General features: G+C 50.6%; 13 protein-coding genes and 2 tRNA genes. 11 read left to right on the forward strand and 4 right to left on the reverse strand.

Features of this window, described 5'->3' with window-relative positions; all coding sequences use genetic code 11:
• Positions 1-26: 26 nt before the first annotated feature.
• From PGR91_RS01940 to PGR91_RS01990, 11 genes are all read left to right on the forward strand, one after another.
• Positions 27-521 (forward strand): WbuC family cupin fold metalloprotein, encoded by a 495-nt coding sequence (locus PGR91_RS01940; protein WP_118655505.1) that lies wholly within the window; start codon positions 27-29, stop codon positions 519-521.
• Entirely contained in the window at positions 518-1417 is a 900-nt protein-coding gene (locus PGR91_RS01945; RefSeq protein WP_101571893.1) for a sugar phosphate isomerase/epimerase family protein, read from the forward strand. The genes PGR91_RS01940 and PGR91_RS01945 overlap by 4 nt, the downstream gene beginning before the upstream one ends.
• A 228-nt stretch (positions 1418-1645) precedes the next feature.
• Positions 1646-2164 (forward strand): PspC domain-containing protein, encoded by a 519-nt coding sequence (locus PGR91_RS01950; RefSeq protein WP_101571895.1) that lies wholly within the window; start codon positions 1646-1648, stop codon positions 2162-2164.
• A gap of 4 nt (positions 2165-2168) precedes the next feature.
• Entirely contained in the window at positions 2169-2510 is a 342-nt protein-coding gene (locus PGR91_RS01955; protein WP_055202744.1) for a PadR family transcriptional regulator, read from the forward strand.
• A 12-nt stretch (positions 2511-2522) separates the two neighbouring features.
• Positions 2523-3722 carry a PspC domain-containing protein gene (locus tag PGR91_RS01960; protein WP_118457080.1) on the forward strand — a complete coding sequence of 400 codons (1200 nt, stop codon included), beginning with the start codon at positions 2523-2525 and terminating at the stop codon, positions 3720-3722.
• A 70-nt stretch (positions 3723-3792) separates the two neighbouring features.
• On the forward strand, positions 3793-4158 hold the full coding sequence (locus PGR91_RS01965) for a LiaF transmembrane domain-containing protein (RefSeq protein ID WP_118655507.1): 366 nt from the start codon (positions 3793-3795) through the stop codon (positions 4156-4158).
• Between the two features lie 116 nt (positions 4159-4274).
• Complete coding sequence (pfkA, locus tag PGR91_RS01970) at positions 4275-5255, forward strand: 6-phosphofructokinase (RefSeq protein WP_055202750.1); 981 nt, start codon at positions 4275-4277, stop codon at positions 5253-5255.
• 93 nt (positions 5256-5348) lie between these two features.
• Positions 5349-6248, forward strand: a complete 900-nt coding sequence (locus PGR91_RS01975; RefSeq protein WP_118655509.1) for a cation diffusion facilitator family transporter — start codon at positions 5349-5351, stop codon at positions 6246-6248.
• A gap of 118 nt (positions 6249-6366) precedes the next feature.
• On the forward strand, positions 6367-7143 hold the full coding sequence (locus tag PGR91_RS01980; RefSeq protein WP_182424193.1) for a S1/P1 nuclease: 777 nt from the start codon (positions 6367-6369) through the stop codon (positions 7141-7143).
• Between the two features lie 172 nt (positions 7144-7315).
• Positions 7316-7388 (forward strand) — tRNA-Met (locus PGR91_RS01985).
• Positions 7389-8814: 1426 nt separating this feature from the next.
• Positions 8815-8979 (forward strand): hypothetical protein, encoded by a 165-nt coding sequence (locus PGR91_RS01990; protein WP_172970727.1) that lies wholly within the window; start codon positions 8815-8817, stop codon positions 8977-8979.
• 102 nt (positions 8980-9081) lie between these two features.
• Here the strand turns inward: PGR91_RS01990 and PGR91_RS01995 are convergent.
• The 4 genes from PGR91_RS01995 to PGR91_RS02010 form a co-directional block, all read right to left on the reverse strand.
• A tRNA-Thr gene (locus PGR91_RS01995) sits at positions 9082-9154 on the reverse strand.
• A gap of 167 nt (positions 9155-9321) precedes the next feature.
• Entirely contained in the window at positions 9322-10089 is a 768-nt protein-coding gene (locus PGR91_RS02000) for a glycerophosphodiester phosphodiesterase (RefSeq protein ID WP_055202759.1), read from the reverse strand.
• A 129-nt stretch (positions 10090-10218) separates the two neighbouring features.
• Complete coding sequence (locus PGR91_RS02005; protein WP_101571908.1) at positions 10219-12054, reverse strand: RagB/SusD family nutrient uptake outer membrane protein; 1836 nt, start codon at positions 12052-12054, stop codon at positions 10219-10221.
• A 37-nt stretch (positions 12055-12091) separates the two neighbouring features.
• Positions 12092-15253, reverse strand: a complete 3162-nt coding sequence (locus PGR91_RS02010) for a SusC/RagA family TonB-linked outer membrane protein (protein ID WP_182424194.1) — start codon at positions 15251-15253, stop codon at positions 12092-12094.
• Positions 15254-15255: the final 2 nt, after the last annotated feature.

The following is a 15255-nucleotide window of genomic DNA, read 5'->3' on the forward strand; positions in this document are numbered from 1 at the left end:
CGTTCCGGGAGACAACCTGAAACAAGATGAAACTCATCGATGCCGAACTGTTGAACCGTACCTCCGCCCAGGCCAGAACGGACGACCGTCTCCGAAAGAATTATAACTTTCACGAACGGCCGGACGATCCGGTAAACCGGCTGTTGAATGCGCTCGAACCGGGCAGCTACCTGCCGGCGCACCGCCACCTGAATCCTGCCAAGGACGAGGCGATCGTGGTATTGCGCGGCAGCGTCGCCTCGTTCATTTTCGACGACCGGGGCGAAATTGCCGAATGTGCCGTGATCGACCCGCAGCAAGGCGTTTACGGATTCGACATTCCGGCCGGCGAGTGGCATAGCCTGTTGGTGCTCGAAAGCGGTACGGTCGTCTACGAAGTGAAGCCCGGCCCGTACGTCCCGCTGCAAGAGTCCGACCTGGCGCCCTGGACGCCGCGCACCGGCGATGCCGGGGGAATAGACCGTTACCTGAAACGATTGCAGGACGAATTATCGAACCGAAACAAACAATCAAAAATATGAAAAGAAGAGACTTTTTACGGGCGACGCTGGTCGGCGGAGCCGTCGCAGCGGTCAGTCCGCTGAACATGCTCGCAGGATGCGACAGCACTAAAAAGAAAAAAACGGAACTGAAACTCTCGTTCCAGGAAGGAACCGCTCCCGGTGAAACGCTGGAGCAGAAATTCGATTTCATGGAACAGAACGGCGTGGTCGGCTTCGAACCCGGCGGAGCCGGCTTGGCCGCACGGGTCGGCGAACTGCAAAAACTGCTGCAAGGACGCAACATCAAGGTCAGCGCGATCTGCGCCGGTTTCCAGGGCTTCATTCTGTCGGAAGACGAAGCGGTGCGGCAACAGTTCGACCAAACGATGCGCGAGATCATCGCTGCGGCCGGCGAACTCGGCTCGACGGGCGTCATCATGGTTCCGGCTTTCAACGGGCAGGTTCCCGCAATGCCGCACACGATGGACACCCGCAACTACTTGGTAGACCAGCTCCGCCAGTTGGGCGATTACGCGGTACAGTGCGGCACGACCGTCATTCTCGAACCGTTGAACCGCAACGAGGCATTCTACCTGCGCCAAGTAGGCGACGCCGCCTCGATCTGCCGCGATGCGAAACATCCCGCCGTGAAATGCATGGGCGACTTCTGGCACATGACTTTCGAAGAACCTTCCGACTACGGGGCCTTCTTCTCCGCCGGCGAGCACCTGCAACACGTACACATCGCCAGCCGCGGCACCCGCAACACGCCCGGCGAAGACGGCGACGTAGACAACTACGTGGACGGCTTCCGCGCCCTGAAAGCGATGAATTACCCGAATTACGTCAGCTTCGAATGCGGCTGTAAAGGAGACAGGACGCAGAGCGTTCCGGCTGCGCTGAAACTGATCCGCGAACAGTGGGACATGGCCTAAACCGGCCGGTTCCTCGCACTGATTCGGGAATTATTTTCTTTTTCTGAAAAATAATTCCGATCTCATTTCCAAATAAAAGCCTTACAATAAGCATATTGTAAGGCTTTTGTCGTTTACGCACCGGAATAGATTGAGAAAAACATGGTACTTTGTATTGCAAAGTATAATTTTATTCCATATATTTGTCGTATCCATTCAAATATCGTTTAATCTCAAAAAAGCGACATCATGAAAAAGACCGTAAACGTAAACATAGGAGGCGCTCCGTTCATCGTGGACGAAGACGCCTACGGCATGCTGAAAAAATACCTGAACGAAATCGAAATCCGTCTGGACGGCGTAGACGACAAAGAGACGATGCAGGACATCGAGATACGGATCGCCGATATTTTCAACGGCGCGATTTCGGCCCAGTCGCAAGTCGTGGACGCGGCGCTGGTCAAACGGGCGATCGCGATCATCGGCAGCGCCCGCGAGTTCGGGGAACCGCGCCGCAGTCTCCCGGACCAAGAACCCGGACCGGGACCCGATCGGCAGCGCCGGCTTTACCGGAGCCGCCGCGAGAAGATCATCGGCGGCGTATGCGGCGGTATCGCCGAGTACTCGGAAATCGATCTTACGTTGGTCCGGGTCCTTATGGCGCTGTTCATCATTTTCGGAGTCGGCCTGATGGTCTACATCGTCATGTGGATCATCATCCCGCTGGAACCGGCAAAACAAGAGAACTATAACGAATACAGGAGGTAAGGCCATGACAGAACTGAATATAGACAATATCAAGGCCCAGATGCGGAAAGGGATCCTGGAGTATTGCATCCTGTCGATCATATCGCGCAACGACGCCTATGCTTCATCGATCATCGCCGAGCTGAAGGCCGCCGAAATGATCGTGGTGGAAGGGACGCTCTATCCGCTGCTCACCCGGCAGAAAAACCAGGGGCTTCTTTCGTACCGCTGGGAAGAATCGCCGCAAGGACCGCCCCGCAAGTATTATTCGATCACGCAGAAAGGCCGAGAATGCCTCGAACAACTCGACATCGCATGGAGTGAACTGATCTCGCAGATCCGGATCATCCGCGACGGAAACCGTTAAAACCCGACAGCCATGAACAACACGATCAATGTCAGCATCGCCGGCATCGCTTTTATCCTCGAAAACGAAGGATACCGGCTTTTGAAAGACTACCTGGTACGGATCGAGGTAGGATACAAAGGAAATCCGGACGGCCCCGAAATCCTGTCGGATATCGAAGCCCGCATCAGCGAACTGATCCTGAACGAACAGGACGCCGACACGGTGGTCACCGCCGAGCGAATCCGTACCATTATCGGCCAACTGGGTCTGCCCGACGGCATGGATACGCGCACGCCGGCAGACAACATTCAGGCAGACAGCGTTCCATCCGACAACTTCGCGCGACGGCTCTACCGCAACCCCGACGGAGCCAAACTCGGCGGCGTGTGCAACGGAATAGCCACCTATTTCCGGGTAGACCCGACCCTGGTGCGCCTGATTTTCTGCTCGCCGCTGTTGATCTTGGTCTGCATCAGCGTCATCCCGTTTCTGAATATGTTTTGCGGATTTTTCGGGGTGTTGATCGGCGTCAGTTCCCTGCTCTACCTGATCCTGTGGTTCTCGATCCCGAAAGCGCGCACGCCGCGCCAAAGGCTGGAGATGAGCGGGGAAAAAATCACCGCCTCGTCGATCCACCGTAACATCAGCGAAGATCTGAACAGCGCCCATCCTTCGCCGAAAAACGAACGGACGGCCTCGGTATTTTCCGAGTTGCTTTATGTTCTGGGCCGGGTATTGCTGTTTTGCATCAAGGCCTTCGTTCTGATCGTAGGCGGCATTCTGGCGCTGAGCATCATCGCAGCCGTCGTCGCCGTCATTTCATTCCTGATCGGCGGATCGATCGTCGGAATGCCGTTCCACATCGCCGGCACCCAGAGCGTCCTGCTGGTGATCCTGTTGCTGCTGGTGTTCGTCCTGCCGGTTTTCATCGTCATCTACCTGCTGATGAAACTGGTTTTCGACCTGCCGAGTCGGAAAACGACCCTGTCCGTGCTGTTCGGTATCTGGATCCTGATCCTGATCTATATCGGCGTATACGTCGTAAGGAATTACGACCGCTTGGAAGAAGCGGTGCGAAAAGACAACATCGAACTCTTTTTCAATGTAACCCGGAGCGTGACCGTCATCCCGACTCCGACGATCGTCAACGATACGGTGCGCGTCGAAACGGTTTCGATAGGCGACTCGACGGCCACCGACACCGTTCGCATCGAATATTATACGGAATAAAACGGAAAACGGGGGGCGCGTCGGCAGATCCCGACGGCCGACCCGACATAACCCAATAACTACCATCGGCATGGAAATCATCGAAAACGACAAACCCGGACGCAACCGAACGGTTGAAATAATCCGTCCGCGCAATCTTTTTATCGGGATCATCCTGATCCTCGCAGGCATCCTGTGGCTGCTGAACAACTTCGGGCTGCTATCCGACAGCGCATTCGAGCTGATCTTCTCCTGGCACATGCTGGTCGTTCTGATCGGAACCTACCTGCTTTCGCTGAGCCGGTGGATCCCGGGCAGCATCGTCACGGCGATCGGAATCCTGCTGCTGCTGGTCGACCGGCTGTGCCTGGATATCCCGTTCGAAAAGATCATTTTCCCCCTTCTTTTCATCTTCGCAGGAATTTTCTTTATTCTGAACCGCAGAAACCGGAATTAACGTTCCGGTTTCTTCTTTTCTTTCCGTTCAAAAAATCAGGCATCCAATGTGCAGGGGAATTGATTAATTACTATTTTTGTAACGGATAAAGATTGAACCGAAAAGGAGGAACGATTATGGAAGGAAAGAAATGCGTGGGTATTCTGACGTCGGGCGGAGACGCCCCGGGTATGAATGCGGCCATCCGCGCCGTGACGCGGGCGGCTATTTACAACGGATTCGACGTAAAAGGGATCATGAGAGGATACAAAGGCCTGATAACCGATGAGATCATTCCGTTCCAGACCCAGAATGTCAGCAACATCATCCAGCAGGGAGGAACCATCCTCAAAACTGCGCGCTGCGAGGAGTTCCGGACGCCGGAAGGCCGGAAGATCGCTTACGACAACATCATAAAGCACGGCATCTCGGCGCTGGTCGTAATCGGCGGGGACGGGTCGCTGACCGGAGCGCGGATTTTCGCTTCCGAATACAATTTCCCGATCGTAGGAGTGCCGGGAACGATCGACAACGACCTGTTCGGCACCGATACGACCATCGGGTACGATACCGCTCTGAACACCATCGTAGAATCGGTCGATAAGATCCGCGACACGGCGACCTCGCACGAACGCATTTTCTTCATCGAGGTCATGGGCCGCGAAGCCGGATTCCTCGCGCTGAACGGAGCCATCGCTTCGGGAGCCGAAGCGGCCATCATCCCGGAAATCGCGACGGAAGTCGACCAACTGGGCGAATTCATCCAACAGGGATTCCGCAAATCGAAGAACAGCAGCATCGTCCTGGTGGCCGAAAGCGAACTGACCGGCGGCGCCATCGGACTGGCCGAACGGGTCAAGAACGAATTTCCGCAGTACGATGTCCGCGTAACGATCCTGGGACACATTCAGCGCGGCGGTTCGCCGTCGGCCAGCGACCGGATTCTGGCGAGCCGGCTCGGAGAAGCCGCCATCAACGCCCTGCTCGAAGACCAGCGCAACGTAATGGTCGGCATCCAGAACGATGAACTGGTTTACATCCCGTTCAGCAAAGCGATCAAAAACCAGAAACCGATCAAACGGGAGCTGTTGAATACGCTGAGAACGCTTTCGATCTAAACCGGAACGGGAGACGGCTGTTCCGTCTTAAACATACAGGCAGCCGGCCCTTCTTCCGAAGAGCCGGCTGCCCTGCTTATAAAACAAAACATCATGGCACACACGCACAATCATTCGGTCGATCACCTGAACCGGGCTTTCATGCTGGGCATTCTGCTGAATCTGGTTTTCGTAGCCGTCGAGTTCGGCGCGGGACTCTTTCTGGACTCCGTCGCCCTGATCTCCGACGCGGGGCACAACCTGAGCGACGTCGTCAGCCTCGTCCTATCGCTGCTGGCATTCCGGCTCGCCCGGCTGAAACCGACCCCGAAATACACTTACGGATACAAAAAAAGCACGGTGCTGGTCTCGCTGCTGAATGCATGTATCCTGCTGGTGGCCGTCGGCGTCATCTTTGCCGAAAGCATCGACAAGCTTAAAAATCCGACTCCGATCGCCGGGGGCAGCGTCGCCTGGGTCGCCGGCGTGGGAATCGTCATCAACGCCTTTACCGCATGGCTATTCCTCAAAGACAAGGAGAAAGATCTGAACGTCAAAGGCGCCTACCTGCACATGGCGGCCGATACGCTGGTTTCGGTCGGCGTACTGATTTCGGGCATCGTCATCAGTTTTACGGGATGGTACATCATCGACCCCATCATCGGCATGGTGATCGCCGTAGTCATCCTGATCTCGACCGCGCATCTGCTGCACGACAGCCTGCGTCTGTCGCTGGACGGCGTCCCGACCGGGATCGACAGCGAGCGGATCCGGAAAGAGATCCTCGATGCGGACCCCGGAATCGCAAATGTCCACCACCTGCACATCTGGGCCATCAGCACGACCGAGAACGCCCTGACAGCCCACATCGCCGTCCGCGACACGGAACAAATTCCAGCGCTCAAACACCGAATCAAACACCTGCTCGAACACACGGGAATCACCCATGCCACCCTGGAATTCGAACGGCCGGAAGAGACGTGCGACGACCCGGGATGCAATCCTCCCTGCTGATATCGGAACCGGAATGTCTTTTTTTCGGCCGGAAATCCGAGCAAAACATCGTCGCAGTCCGAATTATTTCTATCTTTACGATGAAATCATCGTTAAACCCGAATATATAAAAAGCGCTATGAAGAAACTTCTGATCGCGGCGTTCCTGCTGGCGGCCGTTCCTTTCTCTTCGTTCGGATGGAACAAATTGGGCCACGACATTTCGGCGGCCATCGCACAACAAAACATGACAAAAAAAGCGAAAAAGAACATCGCCAAATACCTCGAAGGACACGACATCATCTATTACGCCTCATGGATGGACTACCTCGGCTACGTTACCAAAAGCGGCTACTCGAACGAATGGTTCGACCATTGCGTTCCGGTCAACAAGGATTTCGAATACGCGGAAGGCGACTTCCCAGGCGATGCGCTGATGGCCGTAGAAAAAGCGATCGACCGGATGAAGGATGGCAAGTACAAGAGCATGGACGATTCGACCGTATTGCTGCTGATCAAACACCTGGTTCACTTCCTGCCCGACATGCACTGTCCGGCTCACGTCATTTACAATTACCGCCCGTCGAACTACTGGCTGAAAGTGGACGGCGAGGCGATTCTGTTCCACAGCGTATGGGACGACATGCCTTCGCTCGGCCCCCACGCATGGAGCGTTACGGAATGGTGCGAACAACTGGATCGCTGTTCGAAAGCCGAAAAGGCCGAAATGGTCAGCGGGACTCCCAGGGAGTGGGTGAGCGACAATGCCCGCAACTGCATCGTCGCTTACGACATCGTAAGACCCGACACGGAACTTTCCGACCCGGAACGCTACGAAGGCAACCTGCTGGCCGAAAAGCAACTGCTCAAAGGCGGCTATCGGCTGGCTTACGTACTGAACCTGATTTTCGGATAAAGCGTCTGGAAACCGGTGCGCCGCATCCGGCAATCCGGCACGCAATCATTCCATATTCGATATAAACAAATAACAACCAGCCTATTGTGCGCAACACCCCTTCGGCACGCGCCAAATAAAGCCGATATTTTTTGCGGATTTGTTTTTTTTGGTTATCTTTGTACCATAATACCGCGGGGTGGAGCAGTTGGCAGCTCGTTGGGCTCATAACCCAAAGGTCGGAGGTTCAAGTCCTTCCCCCGCTACTAAGACAGACAAGGCTCTCATATATGAGAGCCTTGTCTGTCTTATGAAAGTATTACGAGATCTTTGATTTGAACCGGCGCCTCGTTTACCTGAGAATCTTATGTAGAATAAGTCTTGGCGACTCCCCCTACCCACCCATCCGAATAGTAAGGATTGGTTATCCGGTTGTCCATCCCGTCGTAGATGGGCGGTATCAATATCTCCCTTTAGCATTCATCAAACCGAATTTTTTACCGTCATACGGATCGCCGTCAACGACGATATAGTAATTGCCGTTCTCATCCGGGATATAAGTATATATAAAAGGCGTTATTTCACCGCTGCTCAACACCAGAGCCTACATGTCGTCGAAGTCCTGTATAATGCCCAGCCCATTCTTGTAAAAATCAATGTCCTTATATATCGGCGGAATAATTTCGGTATAGTCTATGTCGATTGCGACCTGGACCTGGGTTCGATGACTCTGCTCGACGGCACCTACTACATTCTCTCCAGACGGATGTTCGACATGACGAATTTCAGAGACTGGACAGATAAGTTTTACGCTTTTTCGAAAACAGGGGAGAAACTCTCAGAAATCGACATCTCGCAAGTATTTACCAGCTATCACTACCTGCATTGTCAGAACGACACGCTCGTCGCCCGAATAGGTAGCCGCAAAGGAGCCAGAACCCTGTATTTCGACAAACGCGGGCAGAGCTGGAACCTTTCGGGAAAGCAGCGTCTCTGTTCAAGGAAAATATTACGTATCCAATTTTCTGGGACACATGCGCGGACATTCGACCCTGTACAAAATAGAAGATCCTCGAAGCATGAACATCTACACGGGAGACAGACCGAAAGCCGACAAACTCATCGACCAGAGAGAGTGCAAATCGACCGAAGGCATGAAAAAATGGCTGGACATCATCGGGCGCCCACGAACCATGGAATTGCTCTCTTCCTTCGTCCGGAACAACCGGCTGTTGCACCTCTTCGGACGACAACGACGTGTATATATGCCAATCGGCGGACGATGATTCCGTGATCGACGAAACGAAAAACAGCCGCCTCCAGCATGTCTATCACTTTAAAATTCCGATGCACAACAATCCGTGGATAAAATTCAGCCGGACGAACTACCGCCAGTTAAATCTGCACACGGACCCAAACGATGTCGGCGTCATTATGGAAATTCCCCCCCTCCACGATTTTCGTACACTATATTATCCGCAAAAACAGGCGACTTGCGAATTCTTAATGCAAAATAAGAGTATAGCATAATTACAGCTTCGCCGACCGATCGACCGCTAACGCAAAAAATCGATACCGTCCGGCAAAAGGCCGGCTAACCCTTTTCCCGAGAATATTCCCTGTCCGCAGCCGGTGTAGTACGTATTTTGCATGTCTTCATGCAGAATTATTCATTAATAAAATAAAACAGCCATGAAAGAGAATTGTAACACATGCGATCCTTGTGAGGAAAATTTCTGGAACGAAGTAAAAGAGATCGTCGACAACGTGAAAAATTACACGAAGAAAGACCACGAAGAAAAAAAGAAAGAGGTGCAGGACGCTTTTTCCGAAGAAGAAAGCAAAAACGGCAAATAACTGCCCACGCAAAAACGGCAACAAAGCTTTCCCTCAGGGAGAACAAACTTACCGGGCCAAAACAAAAGAAGAAGGAACGTTTTCACGTTCCTTTTTCTTTTGAGCCACAAGTGGGACTCGAACCCACGACCTTTTCGTTACGAATGAAATGCTCTACCGACTGAGCTATTGTGGCAAATCCAAACGATCGTGCTCCCACAACCGGATTTAGCGAGTGCAAATTTCGTAAAATTAATCGAATTATCCGCAAAATCTTGCGACTTTTTTACCTCGCCACCGCTCTTTTTCCCGAAAAATCCGAAAAAAGAAGACCGACGATCGTTTATCCGACACGATCCTTTGCTATTCGGCCAACAATTTCTGCAACATAACGGGCTCGTCCGTCGTAATATAAGTAACGCCTTTACCGATCAACCATTTCATATTCGGCTCGTCGTCGACGGTCCAAACATTGACTTCCAACCCCAATTGTTTCGCTTCGTCGAACCACTCTTCATGGGCCCGCATCGCACCTATATGATAATCCAATCCGGTATACCCCTTGTCGGAGAGCTGTTTCGGGGTCAGATCGCTGCCAAGATAAGCCACCTTCGCTTTCGGCGACAACGCGATCAGGCGCTCGCAGACATTTTGACTGAACGAAATATATTCGACCAACTTATCCATCTTGTTTTTTTTCACCAGTTTCAACACAGCATCGACTGCCGCCGCCTCCTTCTCCTGGGTATTATGCGACTTGATCTCGATAATCAATTTCGTATGTTTCTGTTTACGCGCAATCGCAAGAAGCTCGTCCAGCGTCGGAATTGCTTCTCCGTTCGATAATTTGCAATCTTTCAAAGCCGCGTATGTGCTTTCGTCGATCCGCTTCCCGTCGATCGTCGGATCATGATGCACGACGACGACTCCGTCCGTCGTAATATACACATCGCATTCCGATCCCCTGGCTCCGATCTCAATCGCCTTTTTCAACGACGCGACCGAATTCTGAGCGGAACCCTCCGCCTTCCAATACCCCCGGTGCGCAACCACTTCCGTCGCAGGCTTTGCCCCGGCACCGACGATACCACACATAGCCACAACACTTAATAAAATCTGTTTAATTCCCATTTTATGCTTTTGTTTATGTTCTATTCAGAGAGTAAATATAATGATTATAGCGAAAATAATCAACAACGCCTAAAATAAAAGAAACGGAAACCCGTTGGTTTCCGTTTCTTTATCATGTAGACGATCGACTTATTCGGGAGATTCGTAGCCCGGATTCTGCCAGTTCGTCCCGGTAAGTTTATACATCTTATTCACTTCGTCCGTAGGCAACGGGAAAAGCAGATAAGTATCCGCATTCGATTTGCGTTCGCTGACAACGAACCGTTTATAAGTAAACGTACCGTCACTATCGTTCTTGGTCGCCCGCATACCCGTTACGACCGTCTCTGCTTCGTCAAGGATCTTCCAACGCCGAATATCGTAGAAACGAAGCGGTTCAAAAGCGAATTCTACCCGACGTTCATTCCAGATCCTGTCCCTGAACACATCTCTATCCGTAGTATATTCATCCCTAACATTCGGCATATCGGCTCTCGTACGGACTGCATTGACTGCCTCTACGGCAGACATGGAAGCCTGCCCGCTATATCCTTCTACCTGCTGAGTCGGGCCATAAGCTTCATTGGCCGCTTCTGCGAAGTTCAGATAAAGCTCTGCTAACCGGAATCTCCGTACATATCCGGTAACAGGTGTTTCATAAGATGAAGTATGTTTGTCGTACTTTCTCATGTAATAACCCGTTCTCGTATTCCGAATGGTCGTTTTATCAATTGCGCAGGAACTGTCTCTCGGCGCATTGTCATAAATCTTCACAAGTTCGTCCGGATCGTCCCAATGACGCTGTGCCCCATTGAAATAAACGGATTGATAGAAACGGGGATCGCGGTTCTCATAAGGATTCTGATCGTCGTATCCGGCAGCTTCATTGAAGTTCGGTTGCAAATGAGAGTCATCTTTATAATATTTGCCATCCCCAGTTTTCTTAAGAATCGGGTGTCCATCGGCCGTTTCATAAGAGTCAATCAACTCCTGAGTCGGACTGATTCCGGCAGAAGACTGCCTGGAATTAGTCGGAAGACCGTAATAATTCCAAACCGAAATACCGGCAACTCCATAAATCGTTTCCTTATCACTCGTACGGTCATAATCGTACGGAGTGAAGAAATAATAATCATAGGCGCCCTTCGAATCGGTCTGGACGACCGGCAGACGGGTAAACAAAGAATAATCGTGAGCCAGACATTGGTCGAGCGCTTCCTTCGTAATTCTAGCGGCATCTTCCCAAGTATAAGGATTTCCTTCTTCATTAGCGTGGAGCGGACTTACGGCCAGCATAATCGCTTCCGAACGGATCGCATAGGCTAATGCGCGGTGCATCATATTGGCATAGTTCGAGCCCAATACCCAACGGAATCCTTTACTCGTATAAGACATATCCTCGGCTCCCGGAGCTGCAAGAGCATCATCGGTATCCTGTAGAATCTGCTTAACGATTTCCCAAACTTTAGCACGCCTGTCGGAAGAAAAATCGTGATCATAAGAATAAGGCTCCGTAATCAACGGAACGCCGCCATACTCCCTGATCAGCGTCAAATAATAATAAGCGCGTAATGCCTGGGCTTGAGCGATCCAACCTTTCTTTTCCTCCTCCTGGGCATAGGCGGTCGCATTCGGCAATGCCTGAATAAAAACGTTACAATAACGGATCCCGACAAATGCATTACTCCAAGATCCTCCCAGCGGCCATGAAGTCGCACTGACCAAACCAGAGTACCAGTAAGTAACTCCGGAATTCGCCATGTAATCATATGCGTCCTGCGCATCGTCCGTATAAGATATCACTCCAAAGCTCGGACCGGAAACGTAATTATAGCAAGTATTCAAATAACCGATCGTTCTGTTCCGATCCGACCAGATACTCTCGTAACTGATACGTCCGTCATCCGGCAGATCGAGTGCATCGTTGCAAGAGGAAAGCCCTCCGGCAACAAATGCTGCAAAAAGAAGATATATATGTTTTTTCATACAATTTTTTTTTACTCGTTAAAAGAACTTTTACTGGTTAGAAAAGAACGCTGACACCTACGTTATAAACACGGTAGGCAGGAATGGTATACAAACCGCCGTATTCCGGTTCAATATCCTTGTTTTTCATGCGGCCCCAGGTAACCAGGTTCTGTCCGCTAAGCGAGAACCGAATTTTATCCGCAGAAATCTTCTTCGATACATTCAACGGCAATGTATAAGCGATCTCCACATTCTTCAACCGAAGGAATGCCCGGTCGTTCCAGTTATAGGAATTATTACGCATATCGCTCGAGGTCTGACTATTGGACAAAGCCGGAGCCGTAATCTCTTTCCCTGCGGCATACCTTTCAGGCGTCCAAGCGCCTTCATGCAACCGGGTATAGATCCCTTCGTAGTTAAGATGCCATGTACTGCTTTCGAATCCCCCCGTTCTGGCTACGCCCTGGAAAAGGAAGCTAAACTCCAGATTCTTGTATTTGAATCCGCCATTGAAAGCGTAGAATACCTGCGGTATGCCACCGTATCCGAAAGGAACCTGATCTTTCTCATCGATGATATAGTCTCCGTTTATATCCTTGAAGATCAAATCGCCGACCCTGGGAGAAGGCATGTTCCATCCGTAAGTACATTCGTAACGATCGATTTCTTCCTGCGAATTAAAATAACCATTACCGTTGCTATAATCAACCATCAATCCGAAAGAAGTTCCGAGCGGGAATCCTTCCTCTTTACGTCTGTAAGAATAGCTTTCACCCAGTTCGGTTTCGTCTTTGTAAATAACCTTATTACGGGCATAGCTAACCCAACCGCCTACGTTAAAACTCCAGTCCGCATTGATCCGTTTGTAGTAGTTAGCCGACAGATCATAACCTTTGTTCTCGTAAACACCGACTTGCGTAGCAGGATAATTGTTGATGGGAATACCCTGATAACTCGGAATCGTCGAGGTCGCATGGATCAGCATATTATCCATCCGTTCTTTGAAATAGTCGAAAGAGAACGTAAACCCGTTGAACAATCCTACGTCGATACCGTAATTTTGTTTGAGCATCGTTTGTGCCTGAAGCAAAGCATATCCCTTTTTATTTTCCCATGTAGAATAAGCCAACACGGGAACCGAACCGCCAGTACCAAACTGGTTCTCATCCAAGTAACCATGACGTCCGTTCTGCAAATCGTCCTCGGCAGTACGTCCGTAAGAAGCACGGATTTTAAACTCGTTCAGCCATTTCACATTTTTCATAAAATGTTCGTTCGCCAGATTCCACGCGCCGGAAATAGCGGGCGTAGCGATCCAACGGCGATCGGGAGCGAACTGCTCGGTCGCAGAATAACCCAGATCGACTTTTACGAAATAACGGTTGTCATAACCATAGGCAGCCTCGACGCCGGACAACACCGTATTGAAAGGCAAAACATTATTGGAAGACCCCATATCCGCCTTAGACAGGTTCTGGTAATAAATAAAAGCGGTAGCCTGTACATTATGTTTTCCAAAAGTACGCTGATAATCCAAATAAGCCCGATAATCCAAATGATAGTAAGAAGAATAACCTTTCCCGTAACTCAGTTCGGAATCTTTCGTCGTACCGATCGTTTCGAAAGCGAGTACGGACGGATCGTCGGTCGTTTTCCTCTTAACAAGTTCATTGCTCTGAATAGCGGTAAGAGAATTGTAACCATAAGTCTGGTAAGCGATATATCCGCCTAATTTCAACCCTTTGGTCACGAAACTCAGATCCAGATCCAATCCGAACTGGGAATTGATGTTCACGGAAGTAGCCTTATTATAACCCATCCGGTTCAACACTCCGTAAATCGAATAAGTATTCTTCTCTTCAACGACCAACTTTCCTCCCGGATCCAACATCTCTCCGGTCGCCTGATCATATACGGCAGGCGTCAAAGGACCGTAAATATTCGCTCCGCGCCAATACATATCTTCATATAATCCCTGCTGCGCGTTATAAAAGGCATCGCTTCCGGGAGCGCGGTCGCGTCTTACGTTACCGCTCAACCGCAGGTATGAACTTAGGTATTTGTTCACCTTGATATCCACGTTCGTACGGTAATTGAACCAGTTGGTATTGAATCCTGACTTATAACGTTCATTAGTCGTCTTAAACTGACCTCCCTGGTGCATGAAATTCACCTGAGTGAAATAGGTAAACTTATCCGAACCACCGGTAACGTTTATATTGGCCCGGGACATGGTGGTCAACTTCTTATAGAACATATCGCGCCAGTTGTTATCCGGATACAACTCCCTGTTTTCTCCGGAGATATAATTGGCGATATCGACAGGCGAATAAACAGGCGTTTTACCCAGACTCGGGTTATCGTTATAGGTAGCTTCATTTTTAAACGTAGCATACTCCCAAGAATGGTAAAACCTCGGAGAGATCGTCGGTTGCTGTACAGACTGATCATAAGAAACATCGATCCGAACCGGCCCTTTCTTTCCTCGTTTCGTCGTAATCACGAGCACGCCGGCATTTCCCTTAACCCCGTACAAAGCCTGCGTAGAAGCATCTTTCAACAAAGTAATCGATTCGACCTCTTTTGCAGTCAGATAGCGCAAAACATCGTTACTATTATAAGAAGACATCACGCCATCGATCATAATCAACGGGGTCTGCCACCCATTCTGCGGATTCGAAGCGCCGCGGATCAACATACTGACCGTTTCATTACCAAGCACATAATTGTTCTGCCGTACCATCAAGTTGGTCACAAAACCGTTCATAGCAGCACCGAAACTCGAAACGGGAGCGGCTTCTATCGGAGTTCCTTTCACGGAACTAACAGCTCCGGAGATTGCTCCCCGCCGTTGCTGAACGAAACCCATGTCGATAATCTCATCGCTTTTCAAAGCGTCGGGTTCCAATTTCGCATCGATTGTTTCCTTCTCTGCGATGGCCACCTTCTTATCTTTATAACCGAGATAAGAAAAAACGATATCCTTACTCCCATCGTCCACTGTCAGCATATAGGAGCCTTCAATATCTGTCGAAGTTCCGTTCTTTCCCGTCTCGGAATTAACGACCACTCCGGACAGCGGCTTGCCAAACTCGTCCGTTACGACACCCTTGATGGTATAGACGGTTGACGACTGCGCACTGATTTTAGCCCCGAATGCACTCAAAAACATGCATGTGAGCAACAGCGCTATTTTAATATTTACTTTATGTCTCATAT

It is taken from the genome of Candidatus Alistipes pullistercoris, from assembly GCF_027665465.1.
In the GTDB taxonomy this organism is placed as follows: Bacteria; Bacteroidota; Bacteroidia; order Bacteroidales; family Rikenellaceae; genus Alistipes_A; species Alistipes_A hominis.

Excerpts from the sequence above, each read along its gene's own strand:
- PGR91_RS01940 (WP_118655505.1), top strand. The coding sequence starts at position 27 with ATGAAACTCATCGATGCCGAACTGTTGAACCGTACCTCCGCCCAGGCC.
- PGR91_RS01945 (WP_101571893.1), top strand. The coding sequence starts at position 518 with ATGAAAAGAAGAGACTTTTTACGGGCGACGCTGGTCGGCGGAGCCGTC.
- PGR91_RS01950 (WP_101571895.1), top strand. The coding sequence starts at position 1,646 with ATGAAAAAGACCGTAAACGTAAACATAGGAGGCGCTCCGTTCATCGTG.
- PGR91_RS01955 (WP_055202744.1), top strand. The coding sequence starts at position 2,169 with ATGACAGAACTGAATATAGACAATATCAAGGCCCAGATGCGGAAAGGG.
- PGR91_RS01960 (WP_118457080.1), top strand. The coding sequence starts at position 2,523 with ATGAACAACACGATCAATGTCAGCATCGCCGGCATCGCTTTTATCCTC.
- PGR91_RS01965 (WP_118655507.1), top strand. The coding sequence starts at position 3,793 with ATGGAAATCATCGAAAACGACAAACCCGGACGCAACCGAACGGTTGAA.
- pfkA (WP_055202750.1), top strand. The coding sequence starts at position 4,275 with ATGGAAGGAAAGAAATGCGTGGGTATTCTGACGTCGGGCGGAGACGCC.
- PGR91_RS01975 (WP_118655509.1), top strand. The coding sequence starts at position 5,349 with ATGGCACACACGCACAATCATTCGGTCGATCACCTGAACCGGGCTTTC.
- PGR91_RS01980 (WP_182424193.1), top strand. The coding sequence starts at position 6,367 with ATGAAGAAACTTCTGATCGCGGCGTTCCTGCTGGCGGCCGTTCCTTTC.
- PGR91_RS01990 (WP_172970727.1), top strand. The coding sequence starts at position 8,815 with ATGAAAGAGAATTGTAACACATGCGATCCTTGTGAGGAAAATTTCTGG.
- PGR91_RS02000 (WP_055202759.1), bottom strand. The coding sequence starts at position 10,089 with ATGGGAATTAAACAGATTTTATTAAGTGTTGTGGCTATGTGTGGTATC.
- PGR91_RS02005 (WP_101571908.1), bottom strand. The coding sequence starts at position 12,054 with ATGAAAAAACATATATATCTTCTTTTTGCAGCATTTGTTGCCGGAGGG.
- PGR91_RS02010 (WP_182424194.1), bottom strand. The coding sequence starts at position 15,253 with ATGAGACATAAAGTAAATATTAAAATAGCGCTGTTGCTCACATGCATG.